A 26234-nucleotide genomic window follows, 5' to 3' on the forward strand; every position below is an offset into this window, starting at 1 on the left:
CCGTTTCGTCAGCAAAGGATCAGCGTGGTGCGTGACGATCGCGCCGGCTGGCCAAGGTGGACGCGAAGACGGCCAACGCCGCCAGCCCCGCGATGACGGCGTACAGGCACCGGGCCGCGGCCAAGTCCCCACCCGCAGCGTGGTTGACGACCACGCCCGCCAGCCCGGCACCGAAGGCCGCGGAGATCAGTTGGACGGTATTGATCGCCGCCGCGGCCGCACCGCCCTCGGACGGGTCGACGGTGTCCATCGCACGCATCGAGAGATGCGGCCAGGTCATCCCCATCCCGATGCCGGCTACCAGGAATCCCACCGCCCAGACCAGCACGACCCCCGTCGGCGCGTCAGCGCGCTGCGTCGCGGCGGCCAGCGCCAAACCCGACGCCATCACCAATGGCGCCACCGCGATCACCCGGTCGACCACGCGGGGGTCACTCAGCGAGGCGCTGGATAGCTCGGCGATGGTCCAGCCCATGGCCAACACGGCACCCAAAAATCCCGCAGCGACCGGTGTCAGATGGGCCAACCGCTGACCGAACAACGGCACGTAGGTGTCGACCATCACGGCGGCCATCTGCACCGCCATCGTCAGGTAAATCCATTTCAATGGGCCACGCCTAAAAACGCTGGGCGGCAATGCTTTTGCATGCATACGCCAGTCGACCAGCACGAAGGCGCCGAGTAGTAACACACCGGCGATCAGCAGGCCTGCCATCGCAAAGACGTTGTGCGGCAACTCCGCAACGCTTACTGCCAACGCGGCGGCGCCCATCAGCAGCAGCGACAACAGCGGCACCTTAGTAATCGCCGCCTCGGCGCGGGGGCCGGCGTCGGCGTTGGTGAGAACCCTCGGCACCAACACCGCCATCAGCACGGCGAGCAGGGCCATTGCACCAAATGCCCACCGCCACAATCCAAATTGCGCAAAAAGGCCGCCTATCGCCGGCCCGACCAAGGTCGCGACCCCCCACATCGCCGACACCAGCGCCGAGCCGCGAGTCCACAGGGAACGCGGGAGGGCAGTGTTGATCAGCGAATAGCCCAGGCCGGCCAGCAGGCCACCGGCCACACCCTGCAGGGCGCGTCCGCCGATCAACACCTCCATGTTCGGCGCCAGCGCGCACACGATGCTCGCGACGCCGAAGACGGCCAAGCCCCAGAGGAATGACGAACGCGCACCGATGCGCAATCGCAGGGTGTTCACCGTGGCGGCCGCGACGACGGATCCGACCAGGTACAGGGTGATCACCCACGCATACAGCCGGCTGCCGCCGATTTCGGCGACGGTGCTCGGGAGCAGGCTGGTGGTCAGAAACTCGGTGGTGGCGTACAGCAGCACCCCACCGGCCAGCACGGTGGAGGTTCCGAGATAGCCGCCCAGCAGTTGGCGCCAACTGCCGGTCTGGCTCGTCGTATTCGCCACCCCTACACCGTATTAGGCGCCGCGCGTCACTTGAGACCGGCGGCGTCCATTCCGCGCAGTTCCTTTTTGAGGTCGGCGATCTCGTCGCGGAACCGCGCGGCCAGCTCGAATTGCAAGTCGCGGGCAGCGGCCATCATCTGCGCGGTGAGGTCTTTGATCAGGTCGGCCAATTCGGCGCGCGGCATGCTGCTGGTATCGCGGCCCTCGATGATGCCCGCGCTCACGGCGCGCCCGGGCTCCCCCTGCGCGCGCCGGCCGCGCGACGCGTTGCGGCCCGACCCGCCGATCTGGACGTTTTCGGAGTCGTCGGCCTCGCGATAGACCTGGTCGAGGATGTCGGCGATCTTCTTGCGCAGCGGCTGCGGGTCGATGCCGTGAGCCTCGTTGTAGGCGATCTGCTTGGCGCGCCGCCGTTCGGTCTCGTCGATGGCCTCCGTCATCGAGTCGGTCATCTTGTCGGCGTACATGTGGACTTCGCCGGAGACGTTGCGGGCGGCGCGACCGATGGTCTGGATCAGGCTGCGCGCGGACCGTAGGAAGCCTTCCTTGTCGGCGTCGAGGATCGACACCAGCGACACCTCGGGCAGGTCCAGACCCTCGCGCAGCAGGTTGATGCCGATGAGCACGTCGTAGTCGCCGAGCCGCAGCTGGCGCAGCAGCTCCACCCGGCGCAGCGTATCCACCTCGGAGTGCAGGTAGCGCACCCGTATGCCCATCTCCAACAGGTAGTCGGTGAGGTCTTCGGCCATCTTCTTGGTCAGGGTCGTCACCAGCACCCGCTCGTCGGCCTCGGCCCGCTTGCGGATCTCGCCGATCAGATCGTCGATCTGGCCCTTGGTCGGCTTGACCACGACCTTCGGGTCCACCAGGCCGGTCGGCCGAATCACCTGCTCGACGAACTCGCCGGCGGCCTGGCCGAGCTCATACGGGCCCGGGGTGGCCGACAGGTACACCGTCTGCCCGATCCGGTCTGCGAACTCCTCCCAGGTCAGCGGTCGGTTGTCGCACGCCGACGGCAGCCGGAAGCCGTAGTCGACGAGATTGCGCTTGCGCGACATGTCACCCTCGTACATGCCGCCGATCTGCGGCACGGTCACGTGCGACTCGTCGATGACCAGCAGAAAGTCCTCCGGGAAGTAGTCCAGCAGTGTCGCCGGAGGGGAACCGGCCCCGCGGCCGTCGATGTGGCGCGAGTAGTTCTCGATGCCGGAACAGAACCCGACCTGCCGCATCATCTCGATGTCGTAGTTGGTCCGCATGCGCAGCCGCTGGGCCTCCAGCAGCTTGCCCTGGCCCTCGAATTCGGCGAGGCGCTCCTCGAGTTCCTGCTCGATGGTGGAGATCGCCTGCGCCATCCGCTCCGGGCCGGCCACATAGTGGGTGGCCGGAAAGATTCGCAGCGAGTCGACCTGGCGGACCACGTCGCCGGTCAACGGGTGCAGGTAGTACAGCGCCTCGATTTCGTCGCCGAAGAACTCGATGCGCACCGCGAGCTCTTCGTACGACGGGATGATCTCCACGGTGTCGCCGCGCACCCGGAACGAGCCGCGGGTGAAGGACAGGTCGTTGCGGGTGTACTGGACGTCGACCAGCAACCGCAACAGCGCGTCGCGAGGCACCTCGGCGCCCACCCGCAGCTCGACCGAACGGTCGAGGTAGGACTGCGGCGTGCCCAGGCCGTAGATGCACGACACCGAGGCCACCACGACCACGTCGCGACGCGACAGCAGGGACGACGTCGCGGAGTGCCGCAACCGCTCGACATCGTCGTTGATCGAGCTGTCCTTCTCGATGTAGGTGTCGGTCTGCGCGATGTAGGCCTCGGGCTGGTAGTAGTCGTAGTACGACACGAAGTACTCGACTGCGTTGTGCGGCAACATCTCTCGCAGCTCGTTGGCCAGCTGAGCGGCCAGCGTCTTGTTCGGCGCCATGACGAGGGTGGGCCGCTGCAGCCGCTCGATCAGCCAGGCGGTGGTGGCGGACTTGCCGGTGCCGGTCGCCCCGAGCAGCACCACGTCGCGCTCCCCCGCCAGAATCCGTCGTTCCAGCTCGTCGATGGCGGCCGGCTGGTCGCCGGCGGGATCATGCGGGCTGACCACTTCGAACCGGCCGCCGGCGCGCACCATCTGGTCGACCGCGCGGTACTCCGAATGCGCGACGACGGGATGCTCAGTGGCGAAGGCCATGCCCCCAGGGTAGAGGCGTGCACCGACAAGTGTGGTCCGCGCGCCAACGGTCAGTGCCTGGTCCACATCCGGGTGACCGGATCGCACTGCAGCAGATAGCCGTCGTTCGAGGTCGACATCGCGAATACCGGGACGTCGGGCAGGTCGCATGAGCTGCCCGCGGCGTGCACCCCGGTCGCGATGGGCGCCTTGTCCCAGGTGTTGCCTTCGCACACGACCTGCTGGTTGCTGGTCGGGTCGTAGGCGAGTTTGTCGACGTCGGTGCACAACCCGCCGAGCACCGCCGGCGCCGGGTGCGCGGGTGTGGTGGAGGTGCTGATCGCCTGATTGGGATCGGCCAGCACAACCCCTGGCGGTGCGTCACCGGCCCGGGTCGCCACGACCGGGATCCGCACGACGGCGCCCTGCGCGGCGCACTCGTTGCTCAGCACGGTTTCGGTCTTGGTGCCCCGCAACGTGCCGTCCGGTTGAGGGGCCAACGACCAGGCGACGGTCTCCTGCTGCGTAGCCCTTACCTGCCCATTGGGCAGGCGGCAGCCGACCCGCTCCTGCTGCGGCGCGCCCTGCCAATACCCGCCGAGGTAACGCAACGTGTCGGTCTCGCCACCGTCGGCGGTGCTGGCCACTTGGTGGTTGGTGTCATCGAGCTTGGTTCCGGTGGCCGCGCATCCGTTGGTGGTGCACGCGGAACGAAACGCCCACCAGTTTGTGGCGGAGCCGTCGTGGCGAATCGGGACACCGTTGGTGGTCCGCTTGGTTTGGTCGTAGGTCAGTTGGTAGGTGCCGTTGAGGACCGGTCCCCCGGGTCTCGGTGCGGCACTGGGCGCGGGGTCGGACGGTCGCGAAGCCAGCGTGGGGTTGGGTTGCGGGCTTGCCGGCGCAAAGGAGTACAGCGTCGACCAAGTCGCCGCGATGGCGATCAGCACCGCGCAGACCAGCGCGGCCGACCAGCGGGTCCGCGACGAAAACCTATGGTAGGCAGCCGAAACGAGGCCACCGGCGCCACGCCGGCGGTGCGCCAGGACGCTCGCGTCTCCGACCCCGCCGGTTTCCGCGACGGCGTCGACCCGTGCGCCGACGGCGGCGGCGAATGCGCGACACCGCTCGAAGCGCTGCGCAGGTTGCTTGCCAAGGGCTTTGAAGAACACGTCGTCCAGGTAGGCCAAGTCCGGGCGGTAATCGCTGAGCCGCGGCGGATCCTCGTGCAGATGCTGGCTGATCACCGCGATCGGGTTGGCATGCTGAAACGGCGGAGCGCCGGTGAGCAGATGAAATGCCGTGGCCGCCAACGCGTATTGGTCGGCGCGGCCGTCGATGTTGGATCCGGTCAACTGCTCGGGCGCCGCGTACGCGACCGTTCCGACGGCGACGTTGGTCTCGGTGATCCCACTGATGTTGCCCAGATGCCGCGCTACACCGAAGTCCGCCAACAGGATTCGCTGGTCGTCGTCACCGGGATGGGTAAGCAGAATGTTGGCCGGCTTGACGTCGCGGTGCAGCAAGCCGCGATCGTGCGCGTAATCCAGCGCACCCGCGACGGCGTCCAGAATGGCGCACACCTGCCCGATCGGCATCCCGTCGGAGTAGCGCTCTTTCACCAGCCGGGACGCGTCGGTGCCCTCGACGTAGTCCATCGAGATCCAGAGCTGACCGTCGAATTCGCCGCGATCGTGGACGCCGACGATGTGCGGGTGCCACAGCGTCGCGGCGAGATCCGCTTCGCGGTTGAACCTTTCGCGGAATTCGCTGTCCGCGGTGACGGCCTCGGCGAGGACTTTGATCACGTCGCGACGCGGCAACCGCGGGTGCAGGGCCAGATAGACCTCGGCCATCCCGCCGGCGCCCAGCGGCCGCAGGATGGTGTAGCCGGCGAAGGACGCACCGTTGGCCATCGCCGGGCGCGAGCCGCTGACCTGCTCGTCGGCCGGCTGGGGCGCTGGGTTCGGATTCGACGGGGGGACGCGGCGAAAGAGGTGGGCGACGGTCATCGAAGGGCGCGAATGAAATCCGGCGCGCAACGCCTCACCGGCCAGTCGCGGGTTAGTCAGCAGCCGTCGGCCGCTGCCGAGGCGCCGGGTCGGGCGCTTCAGCTCGTCCATGTGTGATTGCCCCCTCGTGTGTCGGCATTCGTGCGCGCGTCAGCACAACTCCCCGACTCGCATCCTGCCGGACGCGGATGGGCGAAAGTCCGCTGGACGCTATGAACCAGCTATGAAGCGTCCGAACGGAAACAAAGCTAAGTCACAGGTCACTCCAATGGGGGGCACTGACTCCGTGCACGGATACTTGAGTAGTGAATCGACCCGCCCCTCCTGTCCTGACAATTCGGCACGACGGGTCTCAACGAACCTTCGCCGCCGGCCAAGAAGTGATCGTCGGACGCGATCAGCACGCCGATCTGCGCATCGCCGACCCGCGAATATCCCGTGCGCACTTGATCCTGCGCTTCGATCAAGGCCGCTGGCTGGCGATCGACAACGGGTCGCTGAACGGGACGTACGTCAACGGCTATCGGATGCCGGTCGTCGACCTCCACGACGGCCAGAGCATTCACGTCGGAAATCCCCAGGGACCGCGGCTGACCTTCGCCATCGGACCGCAACAAGGCCAGTCCAGCCGACCGCTCCAGGCCAGGCCGACGCCGGATTCGGGCCCGCCCACGATCGCCTGGTCCGCGATGCCCGACCCTCCGACCACCACATCGCAGCCGCTCCCCCCGCCGCCACGGCAGCCACTCCGGCGTTCGCAAGCTCAAATACCCGGCCCGCCAAGGCATCCCGGGACACATCCGCGTAAGGCTCCGCCACGGATGCCACCGCCGCCGCGCGCGATACCCCCCGAGGAACTCACCGTCGTCAACGCCGCGTCGCCGCCCCGGGTGGACGAGGCACCGCCCGCCCAGTCCACCGTGATCGACGCCAAGACCGCCGACGTGTCGAACCTCGCCACGCGTTTTGTGAAGTTGCTCTCACCGCGTTCGTCGTCGGCCGCGGGCACCGCCGGTGCGATGACGATCGGGCGCGCGCCCGAGAACGACATCGTCGTGTCGGACGTCCTGGCCTCGCGCCGGCACGCCACGTTGGTGCCGACGCCGCTGGGCCTGGAGATCCGGGACAACAGCATCAACGGGACGTTCGTCAACGGCACCCGGGTCGGCTCGGCAATCCTGAACGACGACGACGTGGTGACCATCGGCAATGTCGACCTCGTGGTGCGCGACGGCACTCTGAGCAAGCTCAGTGCGGCCGCGACGCGTTCCGGCGGCCTCGAGGTGCGCGATGTCAAGTACGTCGTCGACAACGGCAAACAACTGCTGGACAACATCTCGCTGACCGCCCGTCCCGGGACGTTGACCGCCGTCATCGGCGGATCGGGCGCCGGGAAGAGCACGCTGGCCCGGCTGATCGCCGGCTACACCACGCCCAGTTCCGGCTCAGCGACGTTCGAGGGCCACAACATTCACGCCGAGTATGCGTCCTTGCGCAGCAGGATCGGCATGGTGCCACAGGACGACGTCGTGCACCGGCAGCTGACCGTGAACCAAGCGCTGGGCTATGCCGCCGAACTGCGACTGCCACCCGATACCAGCAAAGCCGACCGCGCCAAGGTCGTCACGCGGGTGCTGGAGGAACTCGACCTGACCAAACACGCCGAAACCCGAGTCGACAAGCTCTCCGGGGGCCAGCGCAAACGCGCCTCGGTGGCGCTGGAACTGTTGACCGGTCCGTCGCTGCTGATCCTGGACGAGCCGACGTCGGGCCTGGATCCCGCGCTCGACCACCAGGTCATGATGATGCTGCGCCAGCTGGCCGACGCCGGCCGCGTGGTGATCGTGGTGACGCACATGCTGTCCTACCTCGAACTGTGCGACCAGCTGCTGTTGGTGGCGCCGGGCGGCAAGACGGCCTATTGCGGCCCGCCGGACCAGATCGGGACGGCGATGGGCACCACCAACTGGGCCAAGATCTTCACCAAGGTGGGCGCCGATCCCGAGGAGGCCAACCGGCGCTTCCTGGAACGCGACGCGGCCCAGCGCCGGAAACCGTTGGCGGCCAAGGACGATGAGCCGGGCGAGCTCGGCGAACCGGTCCATACCAGCGTGCGGCGCCAGATCTCGACGATCGCCCGCCGACAGGTCCGCCTGGTCGTCGCCGACCGCGCCTACTTCGTCTTTCTGGCGCTGTTGCCGTTCATCCTGGGGTCGCTGTCACTGACGGTTCCGGGCTCGAACGGATTCCATCTGCCCGGGGCAAACGCGGGCACACCCGACGAAGCCGCCCAGATACTGGCCCTATTGATGCCCGCCGCGGCGTTCATGGGCACGGCGCTGACGATCCGCGACCTGGTCGGTGAACGCGCCATCTTCCAGCGCGAGCAAGCGGTCGGGCTGTCGACGACCGCTTACCTGCTGGCCAAGACCGCGGTCTTCTGCGGATTCGCGATCGTGCAATCGGCGATCATCACCGCGATCGTCGTGATCGGCAAGAGCGCCCCGACCCGAGGGGGCCTGCTGCTCGGGCACGGCACGGTCGCGGCCACCGTCGAGCTGTTCGCGACCGTTGCGGCGACCTGCGTCGCGTCGGCGATTCTCGGCCTTGCGATTTCGTCGCTGGTCCGCTCCAGCGAGCAGATCATGCCGCTGTTCGTGGTGGCCGTGATGGCGCAGCTGGTGTTGTGCGGCGGCATGGTCCCGGTGACCGGCCGGCTCGGGCTCGATCAGCTGTCGTTCGTGATGCCGGCGCGCTGGGGCTACGCCGCGGCGGCCGCGACGGTCGACCTGCGGCACCTGGTACCGGATTCGCTGCTCGCCCAGGACCGGTTCTGGCAGCACACCTTGAATACCTGGCTGTTCGACATGGGCGTGCTGGCCGGCCTGTCGTTGTTCTATTTCGGCTTTGTCCGGTGGAAGATCCGGCTGCGCCGCTGACCGTCGTGATCCCGGTAAGGTGACGCCATCCATCCTCCCAAGCACGAAACGTTCGACCTGCGCGCCCGCACCAACACCGATCCCAAAGGCGTTGTGCGGGCGGTCGACGAGTATGCGGTGCATCCGTGGGGGCTTTATGTCGCTCGGCCGACTCCGGGCCGCGCCCAGTTCCACTACCTGGAATCGTGGCTGCTGCCGTCGCTGGGATTGCGCGCCACGGTGTTCCACTTCAACCCGGGCCATGAGCGCGACCACGACTTCTACCTCGACGTGGGCGAATACATCGCCGGCCCCGACGTGTGGAGCTCTGAGGACCACTACCTCGATATCGAGGTACGCACCGGCTCGGGAGCCGGGCTGGCCGACGTCGACGAGCTATTCGATGCGGTACGGCAGGGGCTGCTGACACCCGAGGCTGCCGAGCAGGCGGTGCGTCGTGCCGTGCACGCCGTCGAGGGGCTGGCCCGGAACGGCTATGACCTGCATCGCTGGCTGCGCGGCGACGGCATCGAACTCACCTGGCGCCGGCGGCAGCAGTTTTCGGAGCGGGCCCCCGGGTAACTCTGCGGTATGCCCTTGAGTGAGTACCGGCGTAAACGGCGCTTCCGCCGCAGCCCCGAACCGCGCGGGCGGCTGGGACGTCGCCGCCGGGCCGGCGCGACCGAGCCGTCCTTCGTAATCCAGCACCACGCCGCCCGCAGCGACCACTACGACTTTCGGCTGGAAATCGACGGCGTGCTGGTGTCGTGGGCGATACCGAGAGGGCCGTCGACGAATCCCAAGGACCGGCGGATGGCGCGCCGCACCGAGGATCATCCGCTGGACTACGCCGATTTCGAAGGCGTGATCCCCGAGGGTGAGTACGGCGCCGGTCCGGTCATCGTCTGGGACCGCGGCACCTACGCCAATGCGACGGAGCGCGAGATGGCCGACGGTCTGCGCCGCGGCCACCTGTCATTCCGTTTGCAGGGCGAGAAGCTGCAGGGCGGATGGGCGCTCACCAGAATTCGCGACGGCAAGGACGAGACCTGGCTGCTGCTCAAACGCAAGGACGAGAACGCCGACGCTCGGCGCAAACCCGTCAAGAGCCAGCCCGAATCGGTGCTGTCCGGCCGCACGCTGGACGACCTGGATGAATCGTCATGACCGATCTCGCCGGCCTGCCCGCCTCGGTCCGCGAAGCATTGCGCGACGAGACGGTGCCGGACTGGCGAGCTCCTACGTTGGCCACCCTGACCGACAAGAGATTCTGCGACCCGAACTGGATCTTCGAGCGCAAGTTCGACGGCATGCGCTGCCTGGCGTTTCGTGACGGCGATCGGATCCGGCTGCTGTCACGAAATCGCCAGCCGCTCAACGCAACCTACCCGGAGCTCGTCGACGCACTCGCCGCCCAGCACACCACCCGGTTCGTGGTGGACGGTGAGGTCGTCGCATTCCAGGGCCGCCGTACCAGCTTCGCCAGGCTGCAGGGACGGCTGGGCATCACCGACCCGGAGGTGGCCCGAGCGTCGCGAATCCGGGTTTACTACTACCTTTTCGACCTGCTGCACCTCGACGGCAAGTGCACCACCGAGCTGTCGCTGAAGTGGCGTAAACGCTTGTTGCGCGACGCGATCAGCTTCGACGATCCGTTGCGCAACACCGCCCACCGCGTCGGCGATGGCCTCGCCGCCTACCAGGCCGCGTGCCGGCGCGGCGACGAAGGAGTGATCGCCAAGCTCGCCGACTCCAGCTACGAGAGCGGCCGTTCGAGGAATTGGCTGAAATTCAAGTGCGTTCGGGACCAGGAATTCGTTGTCGGCGGCTACACCATTCCGAATGGTAGCCGAATCGGGTTGGGCGCGTTGCTGATCGGCTACCACGATGGCGGCGACCTCGTCTACGCCGGCAAGGTCGGCACCGGATTCGACGAGGCCACGCTGCGCAGCCTGCACGAGCGCCTGACCCCGATCGAGCAGGACACACCGCCGTTCACCCGAGGGTTGGTGCGCCAAAGCGGCGCGCGGTGGGTGCGTCCGGAGTTGGTGGCCCAGATCGGGTTTACTGAGTGGACGCGCGACGGCAAGCTGCGCCATCCGCGCTACCAGGGACTGCGGACCGACAAGGACCCCGGCGATGTAGTACGGGAGACACGCTGATGCCACGCATTGAAGTCGAGATCACCCATCCGGATCGTGTCTTGTTTCCGCAGAGCGGGACCACCAAGCGGGAACTGGCCGACTATTACGGCGAAGTGGCCGACACCATGCTCCCGCACCTCAAGGGCCGCCCCTTGACCGTGCAGAGGTTCCCCCGCGGGATCGGTGAAAAGGGCTTTGTACAACAGGATTTCGCTGACACGCTGCCAGACTGGATGAGCGGCGTCGAAGTCACCAAGGAAGGCGGCACGCTGGTGCACCCGCTGGTCGAACGCCCGGAAGCCCTGCGCTGGCTCGCGAACCAGAGCTGCATCACCCTGCATGTCTGGCAGTCGCGCAAAGATCGGCTACACAATCCGGACCGATTGGTCTTCGACCTCGACCCCTCGGACACCGACTTCGCGGTGGTACGCGCGACAGCCCACGCGATGGCCGATGTGCTGGACGAGCTGGGGCTGGCACGCTATGTGCAGACCACCGGATCGCGCGGGCTGCACGTCGTGGTGCCGCTGCGCCCCGAAGCCGACTTCGATACCGCTCGGCAATTCGCCCGAGACGTCGCCGAAGTCGTCGTGGCCGACGACGACGCGCACCGCACCGTGGAAGCCCGAAAGGACAAGCGCGGCGGCCGGGTGTACCTAGACATCATGCGAAATGCTTACGCGCAGACTGCTGTTGCACCGTATTCGGTCCGGGCTCGCGCCGCCGCCCCCGTGGCAACTCCGCTGGAGTGGGACGAACTGGACACTCGCGGCCTGCGGGCGGACCGGTTCACCATCCGCGACATTCCCAAACGGCTGGCCGGCCAAGGCGATCCCTGGGCAGCGATGTACCGGCACGCCCGCTCACTGACCGGCCCGCAAGAGCGGTTGGCGAAGCTCCGTGCCTGAACTACCCGACGTCGAGGGCTTCCGGCGCGAGTTGGCAAACACCTTGCCGCGCCGCCGTATTCAGCGCGTGCAGGTCCGCGACCCCGGCATCCTGCGCAATACGTCCGCCACCGCGCTGGGTCGGCGCCTCGACGGGCACCGCTTCCGCACCCCGCGCCGCCATGGCAAGTGGCTGATACTGCCCACCGACGGTCCGACGCTGTTGATCCACAGTGGCATGACCGGGCATCCGTACTTCGCCGACGCCGACACCGAGCGGGAGAAGTACGAGCGGCTGGTGGTCTCGCTGGACAAGGGCGAACTGCGCTACGCCGACCTGCGCAAACTGCGCGGGGTGTGGCTGGCCGATGGCGACGACGACCTTGCGAAGGTACTCGGGCGGCAGGGTCCCGACGCGCTGGACATGAGCCTGCCGGTCTTTCGCGACGTACTCGGCGGCCGGCACGGTCAATTGAAGCCGACGCTGATGGACCAGTCGGTGATTGCCGGCCTCGGCAATCTGCTGACCGACGAAATCTGCTGGCGGGCCAGGCTGCCACCCACCCGCCCGGTCGCCGACCTGGCGGCCGACGAGGTGAAGCGCCTGCACACCGCGATGACCCAGGTGCTGCACACCGCGGTCCGGCACGGCCGGGTGCCCGGACTGCCCCGATGGCTGACGAGGGTGCGAGACGAACCGGATCCGGGTTGCCCGCGCTGCGGAACGCGCCTGTGCCATCGCCGGGTGGGCGGCCGGATGTCGTTGTGGTGCCCGAACTGCCAGCGTTAGCGGCTGGGCGTAATCTCTGCTGCTATGACCCCTCGTAAGCACTGGTCTATGCCGGTGGTCGCGATCGTCATCGGCTCGCAGCTGATTCCCGCGACGGCCCATGCGGACCTGCACAACATCACCTACCGCGCCAGGATCGACGCCCTGACGACCGGCAGTCAGGCCACCTTCATCACCAACGGCGGCCAGACCAACACCACCAACCTTCCGTCGATGCCGGGCAACGCGTTCGAGGCCAACACCGTGTTGCCCGACCCGGCCCAGGCCGGCCTGCGGATCGTGCTGCGCTTTCCCTACGCCGCGAACGTGCACTGCGAGATCGACGTCGACGACAACGTTTTCGCTCAGGCCGACCAAATGGTCCGGCCGACGCCCGGCAACACCGACCCCAATAACGGTGCGCTGCAGTGTGGAGCGCCGCTACCGACGTAGCAGCTAAGGCCGCCAGCCGGTGAAATCCGCCCACTCCCAGGCCCGGCGGTAGGCGTCGGCGAACCACGGCTCCTTGGCCTCGACGTAGATCGCCGTGTCGCCGTCGGCGGGTTTTTCGGCCTCGTGTTTGACGGCCAGGTAATTGACCCGCTCCGCGGGGTTGGCGGCCAGCCAGTCGACGAACAACAAGGCGAACTGCTGATTGGGCCACCCCGCCACCCTGATGTGCACATTGGTGGGGCGTCCAGGATCGGCCGAGGCATGAATTCGCTTGCGCCACAGGGTCGGATCGTCGCTGTGGTCGTAATCGCTGACCGTGCTGCGCGCGTCGGGCTTGACGTCGTCCCGCTCGATATGCTCGATGCGCGGGTAACCAGCCGACAGCAATACGTCGGCGAGTTCATCTGCCACCGTCAGTGATTCGACGGTGATCTGGATGTCGATGACATCCTTGGCGTCGAACTCCGGTACCGCGGTAGACCCAATGTGGTCGACGCGCAACGCTTTATGCCCGCACGACACCGACAGCCGGTTGACGATGCGCCGCGCCTGGTCCGGCCAGGTCGGATCGGCCGGCACCACGCGCGCCGGTGCGCGGACGAACCGCCGCTCGGCCAGATTGTGCGCGAACGGCACAATCCGGTCGTTCCACAACTCGCGGGCCCGCTTGACCAAATCCTCTTGACTGCCCGAGTTATCCAGCCAGATATCGGCGACGGCTTCACGCTGCTCGTCGTTGGCCTGGGCCGCGATCCGGGCGCGGGCATCGTCCTCGGTCATGCCGCGCTGCTCGACCAGCCGGCGCACCCGTAGTTCCACATCAGCGTGCACGATGATCACCAACGGAAACAGCGGCGCCATACCGGATTCCACCAACAGCGGAATGTCCTCGACGACAACCGAGTCCTCCGGGACCGACGCGATGATCTCCTCGCGCCGCTTGCCCACCAACGGGTGAACGATCGAGTTCAGCTTCTGGCGGGCCTCGTCGTCGGCAAAAGCCTTGGCGGCTAAGGCCGGACGATCCAGTGATCCGTCCGGCTGCAGGATGTCCTCACCGAACGCCTCGACGAGCGACGCCAACCCCGGGGTGCCCGGCTGGACAACCTCCCGGGAGATGACGTCGCCGTCGACGACGATCCCACCGCATTCCGCGAACGTGGCGGACAGCGCCGATTTCCCGGCGCCGATGCCACCGGTCAACCCGATGCGCAGCATCCGAGGCGAAGGTTAGGCGTTGCCGGCGAGCTTTTCGCGCAGCGCGGCCAGTTGAGCGTCGCTGGCGAGCGAGCCGCCCGCCTCTTTCGGCGAGGACGCACCGTTGCCCGGCGTGTGATCGCTGTCGGTGTGCCCGGCGGCTTCGGCAGCGGCGAACTTCTCCATCTGCGCGGTGTGCATCTTGTGCCGGCGCTCGGCCTCGGCGTAGCGGGCCTCCCACTCGTTGCGCTGAGTGTCGAAACCTTCCATCCACTCGTTGGTTTCGGAGTCGAAGCCCTCGGGGAAGATGTAGTTGCCCTGCTCGTCGTAGCTGTCGGCCATGCCGTACTTGGCGGGGTCGAACTCGTCGGTGTAGTCCTCGTTGGCCTGCTTGAGCGACAACGAGATCCGGCGACGCTCCAGGTCGATGTCGATGACCTTGACCATCGCGTCGTCGCCGACGGCGACCACCTGGTCGGGCACCTCGACGTGGCGCTCGGCCAGCTCCGAGATGTGCACCAGACCCTCGATGCCCTCCTCGACACGCACGAACGCGCCGAACGGCACCAGCTTGGTGACCTTGCCGGGAACGATCTGACCGATGGCGTGGGTGCGGGCGAAGTGGCGCCACGGGTCTTCCTGAGTCGCCTTGAGCGACAACGAGACCCGCTCGCGATCCATGTCGACGTCGAGCACCTCGACGGTGACCTCGTCGCCAACCTGGACCACCTCGGACGGGTGATCGATGTGCTTCCAAGACAATTCGGAAACGTGCACCAGACCGTCGACACCGCCGAGATCGACGAACGCGCCGAAGTTGACGATCGAGGACACCACACCCTTGCGGATGGTGCCCTTCTGCAGCTGGTTGAGGAACTCGCTGCGCACTTCGGACTGGGTCTGCTCCAGCCAGGCGCGCCGCGACAGAACCACGTTGTTGCGGTTCTTGTCCAGCTCGATGATCTTGGCTTCGATCTCCTTGCCGATGTAGGGCTGCAGATCGCGCACCCGGCGCATCTCAACCAGCGAGGCGGGCAGGAAGCCGCGCAGCCCGATGTCGAGGATCAGGCCGCCCTTGACGACCTCGATGACGGTGCCCTTGACGGCCTCGTCCTTCTCCTTGAGCGCTTCGATGGTGCCCCAGGCGCGCTCGTACTGTGCGCGCTTCTTGGACAGGATCAGACGCCCTTCTTTGTCCTCTTTGGTGAGAACAAGGGCCTCGACCTCATCACCGACGGTAACGACCTCGTTGGGGTCGACATCGTGCTTGATGGAGAGTTCGCGGGCGGGGATGACCCCTTCGGTCTTGTAGCCGATATCGAGGAGCACCTCGTCCCGGTCCACTTTGACGATCGTGCCTTCGACGATGTCGCCATCGTTGAAATACTTGATCGTTTTGTCTATTGCGGCGAGAAAGTCCTCGCTCGAGCCAATGTCGTTGACGGCTACTTGCGGCGAGGTGACGGCGGGACTCGGCATATTGTTGGGGTGCTCCGGACAGGTTGGGTCGTAGGGATAAAACTGGGATTTACCTGATAAGGCTACTCGACAGGTCACACGCTGGACAAACTCGCCCGGCGCGCCACGTCCGCCACGCCCAGTATTCGACCCGCGGCACCCTGCGCGCAACCCGGAATTTGAGGTCGATTGTTGTCATCATGCCTGCCCCGAAACGGCAGGGCCTGCGGTTGGGACTGCTAGTGCGCCTATTCGCCGGTCAGAACTTGGCGATCAGCACGACTCCGCACACCATGAGCACGCCGCCCAGGGCCCGCAGCAGCGTGATCGGATGAGGATCCAGCCGTAACCAGCCAAAGTGGTCGAGAACCAACGACATGACCAGCGCTGATGTGACCGTGAAAGCCATGAAGGTGCCGGCTCCGACCCGGTTGACCAGCGTGAGGCCGGCGTAGACCTGGACCGCTCCGACCAGGCCACCGATCACGGCCCACCACGGCATCGACGCGACGTCGCGGGCGGTGGGCAGCGGTTTCGGCATCAACAGGAACGCGGCGACGAAGAAAACGGTGATGACCGCGAACGAAATCGCGGACGCGAGCCACGGGTTGATGATGTGCTTGTAAAGCTGGCCATTCATGGCGGCTCCGCACGTCTGAAGCGCACCACCCAGGACGATGAACGGGATGATCCAGGCGGCGTTCATGCCACTCCTTCGTCTAGTGCGCGGCTTAGTGTGCCGCCGAGTCCCAGGAGCGGCCATAGCCGACGGAAACCTCGAGCGGCACGTCCAGCGGGTAGGCGGAGCCCATCTTGTCGCGCGCCAGCTCCTCGACCTGTGCGCGCTCGCCGGGCGCGATTTCGAACAGCAACTCGTCGTGTACCTGCAACAACATCCGGGATTTAAGCCCGGCATCTTTGATCGCCTTGTCGACCTCGATCATCGCCATCTTGATGATGTCGGCCGCGCTGCCCTGAATCGGCGCGTTGAGCGCCGCCCGTTCGGCGGCCTCGCGCACGTTGCGGTTGCTGCTGTCCAGCTCGGGCAGGTAGCGCCGGCGGCCGAACACCGTGGAGGTGTAGCCGTCCTTGCGGGCCTGTTCGACGACGTTGCGCAGGTAATCGCGGATGCCGCCGAATCGGGCGAAGTACTGGTCCATCTGCTCTTTGGCTTCTTCGGTGGAGATCTTGAGCTGGGCGGCCAATCCGTAGGCGCTCAGTCCGTAGGCCAACCCGTAGGACATCGCCTTGACCCGGCGGCGCAGCTCGGCGGTGACCTCCTCGATCGGCACCCCGAAGGCCCGAGAGGCGACGAATGAGTGCAGGTCTTCGCCGGTGTTGAACGCCTCGATCAGGCCTGCGTCCTGGGACAGATGCGCCATGATCCGCATCTCGATCTGGCTGTAGTCGGCGGTCATCAACTCGGCGTAGGCCCCCGATTCGCCCGAGCCGACCACGAACGCGTCGCGGATGCGCCGACCCGCCTCGGTGCGGATCGGAATGTTCTGCAGATTCGGTTCGGTCGACGACAATCGGCCCGTCGCGGCAATGGTCTGGTTGAACGTGGTGTGGATACGCCCGTCGGAGGCCACCGAATTCAGCAGCCCGTCGACGGTGACCTTGAGCCGGGTGGCGTCACGGTGGGCCAGCAGATGCTGCAGGAAAGGATGGCCGGTCTTGTCGAACAGCGACTGCAGGGCGTCCGCGTCGGTGGTGTAGCCGGTCTTGGTGCGCTTGGTCTTCGGCATGCCCAGCTCGTCGAATAGCACCGTCTGCAACTGTTTTGGCGAGCCCAGGTTGATCTGCTTGCCGATCACCGCGTAGGCCGCCTCGGCCGCGTCGCGGATCTGGGCCGCGAAATCGCTTTGCAGCTCCGACAGTTTCGGCAGATCGACCGCGATGCCGACATGTTCCAGGTCCGCGAGCACCCGCTGCACCGGCAGCTCCATACCGCCCAGCAGCGACGTGGAGTTGATCCGGGCCAGCTCCTCGTCCAACGCGTCGGCCAGGTCCAGCACCGCCACGGCGCGCAGGATCAGCGTCTGCACCGCCTGGTCGTCCACCCCGTCGGAATCGTCGAGAAGCGAAAGCTGTTGCTGCTCTGCGGTTTCGGCGCGCAGTTCGCGGCGCAGGTAGCGCAGCGAAAGGTCGTCGAGAGCGAAGCTGCGCTGCCCGGGGCGCACCAGGTAGGCCGCCAGCGCGGTGTCGGAGGTGACGCCGGCCAGCGTCCAGCCCCGCCCGGCGAGGTCGTGCATCGCCAGCTTGGCTTCGTGCAGCGCCTTGGGCGGGCCGGGGTCGGCCAGCCAGGATGCCAGCGCCGCCTCGTCGTCGGGATCCAGCGTCGAGGTGTCGATATAGCGGCCCTCGCCGTCGGCGGACACGATGGCCAGCGCGGTGGCGTCGGCGTCGTAGGCCAGGTGGGTGCCGACGACGGCCAGGCCGAATCGCTTGCCGGAGCTGTGTTCGGCCAGCCACACGGCCAGCTGACCGGCCTCCAGCGCGCCGCCGCGCACGTCGAATCCCTCGTCCACTTCGGGGTCCACCGAGGCCAGGGTTTCGAACAGCCGGTCGCGCAGCACCCGGAACTCGAGGTCGTCGAAGAGCCGGTGAATCTGGTCGCGATCCCACGGCAGCATCCGCAGCGTGTCCGGGGTTTGCGCCAGAGGCACGTCTTTGACGAGGTCGGTGAGCTCGCGGTTGCGGATGACGTTGGCCAGGTGAGCCCGCAGCGCGTCGCCGACCTTGCCGCGCACCGAGTCGACGTTGTCGACCAGACCCTGCAGCGACCCGTACTCGACGATCCACTTGGACGCGGTCTTCTCCCCCACGCCGGGAATGCCGGGCAGGTTGTCGCTGGGATCGCCACGCAGCGCGGCGAAGTCGGGGTACTGCGCGGGCGTCAGCCCGTACTTCTCGACGACCGCCTCCGGGGTGAAGCGGGTGAGTTCGCTGACGCCCTTGCGCGGGTAGAGCACCGTGACGTCGTCGCTGACCAGCTGCAACGAATCACGGTCGCCGGTGACCACCAGGACCCGGTAGCCCTCGTTCTCGGCCTGGGTGGCCAGTGTCGCGATCAGGTCGTCGGCTTCGAATCCGGGCTCGGCGAGCACCGTGATGCCCAGCGCGCCCAGCACTTCCTTGGTGATGTCGATCTGGCCGCGGAACTCGTCGGGCGTCTCCGATCGGCCGGCCTTGTACTCGGGGTAGCGCTCCAGCCGGAACGTCTGGCGCGAGACGTCGAACGCCGCGGCGATGTGCGTCGGGGCCTCGTCGCGCAGCAGGTTGATCAGCATGGCGGTGAAGCCGTAGACCGCGTTGGTGGTTAGGCCGCCGCGGGTCTTGAAGTTCTCCGCGGGCAGCGCGTAGAACGCCCGGAAGGCCAGCGAATTGCCGTCCAGCAACATCAGTGTCGGCTTGGTCTGTTCCTGGCTGGGAATTGTGGTCGCGACGGGCACGGCTCTCACTCTAGGCATCCGCAATGACGAGTCACTCGCGGCAGAACTGCAACACGTTTCAGTTTTGTGTGTGAGCTGGGTAGTCTGGCCGAGTGCCAGAGGTCACCAGTCAAGAACCCGCGATCGACGGATGGTTCGCCACCGATGACGCCGGAAAGCCCCATCTGATCGGCAGCAAGTGCCCCGCGTGCGGCACCTACGTATTCCCGCCACGGGAGAACAACTGCCCGAACCCGGCATGCGCCAGCGACACCCTGGAGCTCGTCGCGTTGTCGACCCGGGGAACGCTGTGGAGCTACACCGAAAACCGCTATCCCCCGCCCGCGCCCTACCCCGCGGCGGATCCGTTCGAGCCGTTCGCGATCGCGGCGGTGGAACTGGCCGACGAGGGCATCATCGTGCTGGGGAAGGTCGTCGAGGGCACGCTGGCCGCCGACCTGAAGGTCGGCATGCAGATGGAACTGACCACCATGCCGCTGTTCACCGACGACGACGGTGTCGAGCGCATTGTGCACGCCTGGAAGGTAGCCTCCGACGGCGACGATAAACAGAGCAGTGCGATCGGAAAAAGCGGCGAGGAGCAGCGGATATGACAACGACTACGCCCGAACCGCTGTACATCCTCGGCGCCGGGATGCACCCCTGGGGCAAATGGGGTCGTGACTTCACCGAATACGGCGTCGTTGCCGCGCGCGCCGCGCTGGCCGAAGCCGGCCTGGGCTGGCAACAGATCCAACTGGTCGCCGGCGCCGACACCATCCGCAACGGCTACCCTGGCTTCATCGCGGGATCGACGTTCGCGCAGAAGCTCGGCTGGAACGGCGTGCCGGTCAGCTCCAGCTACGCCGCCTGCGCCAGCGGCTCGCAGGCGCTGCAGAGCGCCCGCGCCCACATCCTGGCCGGGTTCTGCGACGTCGCGCTGGTGATCGGTGCCGACACCACGCCGAAAGGCGCGTTCGCGCCGGTCGGCGGGGAACGCAAGAACGACCCCGACTGGCAGCGGTTTCACCTGATCGGCGCGATGAACCCGGTGTACTTCGCGCTGCTCGCGCGCCGGCGGATGGATCTGTACGGGGCGACGTCGGAGGACTTCGCCCAGGTGAAGGTCAAGAACTCTCAGCACGGCCTGCAAAACCCGAATGCCCGCTACCGCAAAGAATCTTCGGTAGAGGACGTGTTGGCCAGCCCGGTGGTCAGTGACCCGTTGCGGCAGCTCGACATCTGCGCCACCTCCGACGGCGCAGCCGCACTGATCGTGGCCAGCGCCGACTTCGCGCGCAAGCACCTCGGCTCGCTCGACGGTGTGCCCTCCGTGCGCGCGGTCAGCACAGTCACTCCCCGGTACCCGCAGCACTTGCCCGAATTGCCGGACATCGCAACGGATTCCACCGCCGTCGTGCCCGGGCCCGAGCGGGTGTTCAAGGATCAGATTCTCGACGCGGCCTACGCCGAAGCCGGCATCGGGCCCGAGGACGTGAGCCTGGCCGAGGTCTACGACCTGTCCACCGCGCTCGAGCTCGACTGGTACGAGCACCTGGGATTGTGCCCCAAGGGTGAGGCCGAGCAGCTGCTGCGCAGCGGCGCCACCGCCATCGGCGGCAAGGTTCCGGTCAACCCGTCCGGCGGGCTGGCGTGCTTCGGTGAGGCCATCCCGGCCCAGGCGATCGCTCAGGTCTGCGAGCTGACCTGGCAGCTGCGTGGCCAGGCCACTGGCCGGCAGGTGGAGAACGCCACGGTCGGCGTCACCGCGAACCAGGGCCTGTTCGGCCACGGCTCGTCGGTGATCGTCGCCCGCTAGGCGGCTCGCCATCCGCCGAGACTGCAACCAGAGCGTCGATTCGCCCAAATTCGCGATCTGAGCGCAGTCTCGACGCGCGGGCCCTACTCCTCGTCGGACTCGCCGCCGAGGGTTTCCAGCACGACTTCGGCCACCCGCTTCATCGTGGTCCGGCGATCCATGGCGGCGCGCTGGATCCACTTGAACGCCTCGGGCTCGGTCATGCCCTGCTTGGACTGCAGCAGACCCTTGGCGCGTTCGACGACCTTGCGGGTCTCCAGGCGGTCGGACAGCGTCGCGACTTCGCGTTCCAGCGCGGTGATCTCGCCGAATCGGCTGACGGCCAACTCGATGGCCGGGATCAGATCGCTGATCGTGAACGGCTTCACCAGATATGCCATCGCGCCGGCATCGCGCGCCCGTTCGACGAGATCGCGCTGGCTGAACGCGGTCAGCACCACGATCGGCGCGATGCGTTTACTGGCTATCTCGGACGCGGCGTCGATGCCGTCACGGCGCGGCATCTTCACGTCCATGATCACGAGGTCGGGCTTATGGAGCTCGGCCAGCTCGACGGCTTCCTGGCCGTCGCCGGCCTCGCCGACGATGTCGTAGCCCTCCTCTCGCAGCATCTCGGCCAAGTCCATACGGATCAGCGCTTCGTCTTCCGCGATCAGGACCCGGCGCGGCACAGCGGCGTCGGTGTCGGTCGTGGGGCCTGTCATGACGGACATTGTCTCGTGGATCGCGACAACCAGCGACATCGGGGGCGGTGAGAGCGGACGACCGCACCGATCCTCTATGGTGGGAGGCCGCTTAAGTTAATACGCCGGACACGCCCTCGTATCCCAACTGGCAGAGGAAACGGATTCAAAACCCGTGCAGTGTGAGTTCGAATCTCACCGAGGGCACCACGCCTGACCCGGCAGCTCAGTCTCAGACGAGTCGCCTATTGCGTTTTGACAACACCGCAATAACGCCGCAATTCCGGAAACGACACGGTTGGTTCGCGGAACGTCTTTCGCTTGTTCAACAGTCGTACAGTAAGCACGCTTTACCCCGTTCACCCAGAATGGAGTTCGTCGTGTCGCGTTTTAGCAAACTGTTCGTTGCCGTCGTTATTGTGCTGACCCCGCTCACCACTTCGGGATGCGGAAGCTTCTGCATTCCCGGCGGATCCTGCATCAGCATCTAGGTTGTTCCGTCCTATCCACCCCTCCGCGGAGGGGTGGATAGGCATCTTCCGGGCCACTAGTCGACAACTGAGACTGCTTGTACACCAATATATTCGGTGAAACACCGGGCCACGCACGCCGACCTCAGTACTATGCGGGCATGCCGTGACAAGCGGTGCCTTCTGGTGCGGGAGGTGGTGGCGTGAATCTGCGACGCGATCGACAGGAACCGTTGTCGGACATCGTCATTGAACTGGACGAGCCCGCCGACCTATTCGCCGTCGACGAGCGGGCCCTGCTATCCGGCGCGCACCGAATCGACAGCGGCATGGACGAACTCGTCGAGCTGATGTTGGCCCAGAAACGACATTCCAATGTTCAGCGCATCGTTTTGGATATCACCGGCGAATGCTCCGAAGAACTGGCAGCGACCCTGGAATCGTCGGTCCGCCGCTACTGCGCGTTGGCAGTGCGCCGGGCCGATCGGCAGCATGACCTGATCTGGCGCCAGGGCATGCGGTCGCTCATCAGCGGCTCGGTGCTCTTCGTTGCGGGCATCGCGCTGTCGTACATCTTCACTCGCCCAATGGTGGGTGAGCTCGCCGGTGAACTGCTCGGCAACGGCGTGTTCCTCGTGGTGGCGTGGGTTGGCCTGTGGTACCCCCTGGATGTGCTGTTCATCGCGAGAGAGCAGGCAAAGCGCGAGTCGCGGGTGTTCGCCATGATGCTGGCCATGCCGGTCGTGGTCCGAACCCATGCCGGAACGGTGCCCGTCGAGCACCTGCCCGGGTTCACCCCATCCGGCGGACGGCGGACCACTCGCCTCCGTGACACGCACATCCATTTGCGCGGTGCGCCGCCGACCGGGAGTCCCGGCCCCAGTTAGCCAACCGCGGCGTTGGGGAATGTCCTGGCCAACGGTTACGCTCTTAGCGTGGTGCCTAAGAAATGCGGGGCCCCGCCAAACTCGTCAGATGGCTCGGCGCGACCGGACTGCAAAGCAGCGGTGCGGGCCGAGAATCGCGCCCGCAAAGACCACTACGCGGATAGCCACGACCGTCGCTCCCGGGTGCTCAATATCAACGCGATGATGGCGGTAGTCGTCAGCCTGCTTTTCGGGATCCTGGGCATCTGGACCGGGTCCTTTGCACAGCGAACCCAATTGATCACGCTGATCGCCGCGATGATCTTCCTCACCGTCCCGTGGCTGCACCGCTTCGGGGAACTGGTTGCGCCGCTGACCTACATCGTCTCGGCGTATCTAGTCATCTTCTTCATCTGCTGGGAGGTCGGCACCGGCTCCGGCGTCCAGTACTACTACATCGCCAACGCGAGCCTGGTGGTGCTGCAGCTCGGCATCGAACGAATCGGCCTGGCCGCGCTGCTGGCAGGCGTCGGTGCCGGGCTGGTGATCGCGCTGCAGTTCCTGGTCCCCCGCTCGACCGGGCTCGAGCAGCCCTGGGCCGAGCGGACGAGCTTTGTCATCACGACGGTCTCGGCCTGCACAATGGCGGTGGTGACGGTGTGGTTCGCGCTGCGCGACACCAAGCGCGCCGAAGCCGTCATGGAGTCGGAGTACGAGCGGTCGGAAGCCTTGTTGGCCAACATGTTGCCGTCCAGCGTCGCCGACCGGCTCAAAGAACCCGAGCGCGACGTGATCGCCGACCGATACGAAGAGGCCTCGGTGCTGTTCGCCGACATGGTCGGCTTCACCGAGCGCGCCAGCTCGACCGCACCGTGCGACCTCGTCAAGTTCCTGGACCGGGTCTATGGCGCCTTCGACGAACTGCTGGACAAGCACGGGCTGGAGAAGATCAAAGTCAGCGGAGACTCCTACATGGTGGTCAGCGGAGTCCCGCGGCCCCGGCCCGACCACGTGCAAGCGCTGGCCGACTTTGCCCTCGACATGGTCGCGGCCGCCGCGAAAATCAAAGATGCACAAGGACTTTCGGTGCCGCTACGCGTCGGCTTCGCGACGGGCACCGTGGTCGCGGGCGTCGTGGGGTCGCGACGCTTCTTCTACGACGTGTGGGGCGACGCGGTCAATGTCGCGGCCCGGATGGAATCGACGGACTCGGTGGGACAGATTCAAGTGCCCGAGGACGTGTACGAGCGCCTGAAGGACGAGTTCGTGCTGCGCGAGCGTGGCCGGATCGAGGTCAAAGGCAAAGGCGTGATGCACACCTGGTACCTGATCGGCCGCAAGCCGGCGGCCGCCGAATCCGGTGACATGGCCGCCGAAAATCCCCGAACGACGCACGGCGCCACGGTCTAAAGCCCCTATTTTCGGTCGCGCGGCTGTGCCACAGTGAGGCTATGCAGCCCAGCCCTGTTCCAACCATGTTGCCGCATCTGTGGAAATCCACGCTGGTATCGGGAGTCCTGACGCTGATCGTCGGTGTCCTGGTGCTGGCGTGGCCGGGGATATCCGTCCTGGCCGCCGCGATCGCCTTTGGCGTCTATCTGCTGATTACCGGTGTCGCACAAGTCGTATTCGCTTTCAGTCTGCATGTTTCGGCGGGCAGTCGCATCCTGCTGTTCATCAGCGGTGCCGCGTCGCTGATCCTGGCCGTGCTGGCATTTCGCCACTTCGGCCAGGGGTACGCGGTCCTGTTGCTGGCCATCTGGATTGGCATCGGATTCATCTTCCGTGGTGTGGCCACAACGGTTTCCGCGATCAGCCATCCGACACTGCCGGGACGCGGCTGGTCGATTTTCGTCGGCGTCATCACACTGATCGCCGGTGTTGTCGTGCTGGCATCTCCGATCGCATCGATCATCACGCTGGCGATCGTTGTCGGGATTTGGCTGGCCGTCATCGGCGTGTTCGAAGTGATCGCGTCCTTCGGAATCCGCAAGGCCTCCAAAGAACTCGGGAATGGCGTCGGAAGCGCCTAACTACTACACTGTGTCGTAGAACGCTGCAGTCACGGGAGATGACGGATGAATGTCGTCGACATTTCGCGGTGGCAGTTCGGTATCACCACCGTCTACCACTTCGTCTTTGTGCCGCTCACGATCGGCCTGGCCCCTTTGGTCGCCGTCATGCAGACCGTGTGGGTGGCCACCGGCAATACCGCCTGGTACCGCCTGACCAAGTTCTTCGGCAAGCTGCTCCTGATCAACTTCGCGATCGGGGTGGCGACCGGGATCGTGCAGGAGTTCCAGTTCGGCATGAACTGGAGCGAATACTCGCGGTTCGTCGGCGACATCTTCGGCGCCCCACTCGCGATGGAAGGCCTGGCCGCCTTCTTCTTCGAATCCACCTTCCTGGGTTTGTGGATCTTCGGCTGGAGCAGATTGCCGCGACTGGTGCACCTGGCCTGCATCTGGATCGTCGCAATCGCCGTCAACGTGTCCGCGTTCTTCATCATCTCGGCGAATTCGTTTATGCAGCATCCGGTTGGTGCGCACTACAACCCGGCGACCAAGCGCGCCGAGTTGGACAGCATCGGGGCGTTCCTCAGCAATAACACCGCCCGTGCGGCGTTTTCACACGCGGTCAACGGCTCGTTGCTGACCGCCGCCACCTTCGTCGCCGCGGTGAGCGCCTGGTGGCTGATTCGCGCGCAGAAGACAGGGAACGTGGATCTCGGCAAAGTGTTTCGTCCGGCGGCGATCCTCGGGTGTTGGGTGGCACTGTTCGCCACCGTCGGGCTGTTCTTCACCGGCGACCAGCAGGGCAAGCTGATGTTCCAGCAGCAGCCGATGAAAATGGCATCGGCGGAATCGTTGTGCAACACCGAAACCGATCCGGACTTCTCTATCCTGACGGTCGGTTCGCACAACAACTGCGACAGCATCACCCGCGTGATCCAGGTGCCCTACGTCTTGCCGTTCCTCGCCGAGAGCAAATTCACCGGTGTGACGTTGCAGGGCGTACGCGACATACAGCAAGACTCTCAACGCAAGTTCGGACCAAATGACTACCGGCCCAACCTATTCGTCACGTATTGGTCGTTCCGCATGATGATCGGCTTGATGGCGATCCCGGTGCTGTTCGCGCTCGCCACCTTGTGGCTGACCCGCGGCGGCCGCACCCCCACCCAATCGTGGTACTCCTGGTTCGCGCTACTGACCATCCCGACTCCGTTCCTGGCCAACAGCGCCGGATGGGTGTTCACGGAAATGGGCCGCCAGCCATGGCTTGTGGTGCCGAATCCGACCGGCGACCAGCAGGTCCGGCTGACGGTCAGCCAAGGCGTATCGGATCACGCGGCCGGCATGGTCGTCACCTCGCTGGTGCTATTCACCCTTGTCTACGCGGTGCTCGCGGTCATCTGGTTCTGGCTGCTGAAGCGCTACGTCGCCGAGGGGCCGATGGAACACGATGCGGAACCCGCACCGCCGAAGGCACCCGGCGACGACGAAGTGGCCCCGCTGTCGTTCGCCTACTGACCCGGG

At 66.1% G+C, this 26234-nt stretch carries 21 protein-coding genes and 1 tRNA gene; 14 read left to right on the forward strand and 8 right to left on the reverse strand.

All coding sequences use genetic code 11. The features are described 5' to 3' along the window. Window positions 1–19 precede the first annotated feature (19 nt). Genes SKC41_RS20075 through SKC41_RS20085 form a run of 3 tightly spaced genes read right to left on the reverse strand, consistent with a single transcriptional unit; the run spans window position 20 to window position 5708 of the window. Window positions 20–1423 carry an MFS transporter gene (locus tag SKC41_RS20075; protein ID WP_330979415.1) on the reverse strand — a complete coding sequence of 468 codons (1404 nt, stop codon included), beginning with the start codon at window positions 1421–1423 and terminating at the stop codon, window positions 20–22. Window positions 1424–1449: 26 nt separating this feature from the next. After that, window positions 1450–3609, reverse strand: coding sequence for an excinuclease ABC subunit UvrB (gene uvrB / locus SKC41_RS20080; protein ID WP_330979416.1), 2160 nt, complete (start codon window positions 3607–3609; stop codon window positions 1450–1452). A gap of 50 nt (window positions 3610–3659) precedes the next feature. Further along, window positions 3660–5708: a serine/threonine-protein kinase gene (locus SKC41_RS20085; RefSeq protein WP_330979417.1), complete on the reverse strand. Its 2049-nt coding sequence runs from the start codon at window positions 5706–5708 to the stop codon at window positions 3660–3662. A 194-nt stretch (window positions 5709–5902) separates the two neighbouring features. Between SKC41_RS20085 and SKC41_RS20090 the strand changes: the two genes are divergently transcribed. From SKC41_RS20090 to SKC41_RS20120, 7 genes are all read left to right on the forward strand, one after another. After that, entirely contained in the window at window positions 5903–8536 is a 2634-nt protein-coding gene (locus SKC41_RS20090; RefSeq protein ID WP_330979418.1) for an FHA domain-containing protein, read from the forward strand. A 93-nt stretch (window positions 8537–8629) separates the two neighbouring features. Further along, complete coding sequence (locus SKC41_RS20095) at window positions 8630–9097, forward strand: DUF402 domain-containing protein (protein ID WP_330979419.1); 468 nt, start codon at window positions 8630–8632, stop codon at window positions 9095–9097. Window positions 9098–9106: 9 nt separating this feature from the next. Further along, window positions 9107–9682 (forward strand): DNA polymerase ligase N-terminal domain-containing protein, encoded by a 576-nt coding sequence (locus SKC41_RS20100; protein WP_330979420.1) that lies wholly within the window; start codon window positions 9107–9109, stop codon window positions 9680–9682. Beyond that, entirely contained in the window at window positions 9679–10677 is a 999-nt protein-coding gene (gene ligD / locus SKC41_RS20105) for a non-homologous end-joining DNA ligase (RefSeq protein ID WP_330979421.1), read from the forward strand. The genes SKC41_RS20100 and ligD (SKC41_RS20105) overlap by 4 nt, the downstream gene beginning before the upstream one ends. Continuing rightward, complete coding sequence (ligD, locus tag SKC41_RS20110; protein ID WP_330979422.1) at window positions 10677–11567, forward strand: non-homologous end-joining DNA ligase; 891 nt, start codon at window positions 10677–10679, stop codon at window positions 11565–11567. Before ligD (SKC41_RS20105) ends, ligD (SKC41_RS20110) begins: the two co-directional genes overlap by 1 nt. Then, window positions 11560–12336, forward strand: a complete 777-nt coding sequence (locus SKC41_RS20115; protein ID WP_330979423.1) for an Fpg/Nei family DNA glycosylase — start codon at window positions 11560–11562, stop codon at window positions 12334–12336. The genes ligD (SKC41_RS20110) and SKC41_RS20115 overlap by 8 nt, the downstream gene beginning before the upstream one ends. A 24-nt stretch (window positions 12337–12360) precedes the next feature. Next, the gene (locus SKC41_RS20120; protein WP_330979424.1) at window positions 12361–12768 is read left to right on the forward strand and encodes a hypothetical protein; all 408 of its coding nucleotides are present in this window, start codon (window positions 12361–12363) and stop codon (window positions 12766–12768) included. A 3-nt stretch (window positions 12769–12771) separates the two neighbouring features. On the opposite strand, the gene coaE is transcribed toward SKC41_RS20120, so the two are convergent. The 4 genes from coaE to polA form a co-directional block, all read right to left on the reverse strand. Then, a complete protein-coding gene (coaE, locus tag SKC41_RS20125; RefSeq protein ID WP_330979425.1) occupies window positions 12772–13986 on the reverse strand; it encodes a dephospho-CoA kinase in 1215 nt (404 codons plus the stop codon). A gap of 12 nt (window positions 13987–13998) precedes the next feature. Next, on the reverse strand, window positions 13999–15444 hold the full coding sequence (gene rpsA / locus SKC41_RS20130; RefSeq protein ID WP_330979426.1) for a 30S ribosomal protein S1: 1446 nt from the start codon (window positions 15442–15444) through the stop codon (window positions 13999–14001). 238 nt (window positions 15445–15682) lie between these two features. Next, window positions 15683–16129 carry a DMT family transporter gene (locus SKC41_RS20135; protein ID WP_330979427.1) on the reverse strand — a complete coding sequence of 149 codons (447 nt, stop codon included), beginning with the start codon at window positions 16127–16129 and terminating at the stop codon, window positions 15683–15685. A gap of 25 nt (window positions 16130–16154) precedes the next feature. Further along, window positions 16155–18896 carry a DNA polymerase I gene (gene polA / locus SKC41_RS20140; RefSeq protein WP_330979428.1) on the reverse strand — a complete coding sequence of 914 codons (2742 nt, stop codon included), beginning with the start codon at window positions 18894–18896 and terminating at the stop codon, window positions 16155–16157. Between the two features lie 74 nt (window positions 18897–18970). Here polA and SKC41_RS20145 point away from each other — a divergent pair, with 74 nt between their 5' ends. Both SKC41_RS20145 and SKC41_RS20150 read left to right on the forward strand, forming a co-directional pair. Continuing rightward, a complete protein-coding gene (locus tag SKC41_RS20145; RefSeq protein WP_330979429.1) occupies window positions 18971–19471 on the forward strand; it encodes a Zn-ribbon domain-containing OB-fold protein in 501 nt (166 codons plus the stop codon). Beyond that, complete coding sequence (locus SKC41_RS20150) at window positions 19468–20676, forward strand: lipid-transfer protein (RefSeq protein WP_330979430.1); 1209 nt, start codon at window positions 19468–19470, stop codon at window positions 20674–20676. The genes SKC41_RS20145 and SKC41_RS20150 overlap by 4 nt, the downstream gene beginning before the upstream one ends. An 83-nt stretch (window positions 20677–20759) precedes the next feature. Here the strand turns inward: SKC41_RS20150 and SKC41_RS20155 are convergent, their stop codons facing one another. Then, window positions 20760–21380, reverse strand: coding sequence for an ANTAR domain-containing response regulator (locus SKC41_RS20155; protein WP_330979431.1), 621 nt, complete (start codon window positions 21378–21380; stop codon window positions 20760–20762). Window positions 21381–21492: 112 nt separating this feature from the next. Here SKC41_RS20155 and SKC41_RS20160 point away from each other — a divergent pair. The 5 genes from SKC41_RS20160 (at window position 21493) to SKC41_RS20180 (ending at window position 26228) form a co-directional block, all read left to right on the forward strand. Further along, window positions 21493–21569 (forward strand) — tRNA-Leu (locus SKC41_RS20160). A gap of 463 nt (window positions 21570–22032) precedes the next feature. After that, the gene (locus tag SKC41_RS20165; RefSeq protein ID WP_239722957.1) at window positions 22033–22716 is read left to right on the forward strand and encodes a hypothetical protein; all 684 of its coding nucleotides are present in this window, start codon (window positions 22033–22035) and stop codon (window positions 22714–22716) included. 48 nt (window positions 22717–22764) lie between these two features. Next, window positions 22765–24105 carry an adenylate/guanylate cyclase domain-containing protein gene (locus SKC41_RS20170; RefSeq protein WP_330979432.1) on the forward strand — a complete coding sequence of 447 codons (1341 nt, stop codon included), beginning with the start codon at window positions 22765–22767 and terminating at the stop codon, window positions 24103–24105. A 23-nt stretch (window positions 24106–24128) separates the two neighbouring features. Next, window positions 24129–24728 carry an HdeD family acid-resistance protein gene (locus SKC41_RS20175; protein ID WP_330979576.1) on the forward strand — a complete coding sequence of 200 codons (600 nt, stop codon included), beginning with the start codon at window positions 24129–24131 and terminating at the stop codon, window positions 24726–24728. A gap of 45 nt (window positions 24729–24773) precedes the next feature. Next, window positions 24774–26228 (forward strand): cytochrome ubiquinol oxidase subunit I, encoded by a 1455-nt coding sequence (locus SKC41_RS20180; protein WP_330979433.1) that lies wholly within the window; start codon window positions 24774–24776, stop codon window positions 26226–26228. Window positions 26229–26234 lie beyond the last annotated feature (6 nt).

The organism is Mycobacterium sp. 050128 (assembly GCF_036409155.1).
Lineage (GTDB): Bacteria > Actinomycetota > Actinomycetes > Mycobacteriales > Mycobacteriaceae > Mycobacterium.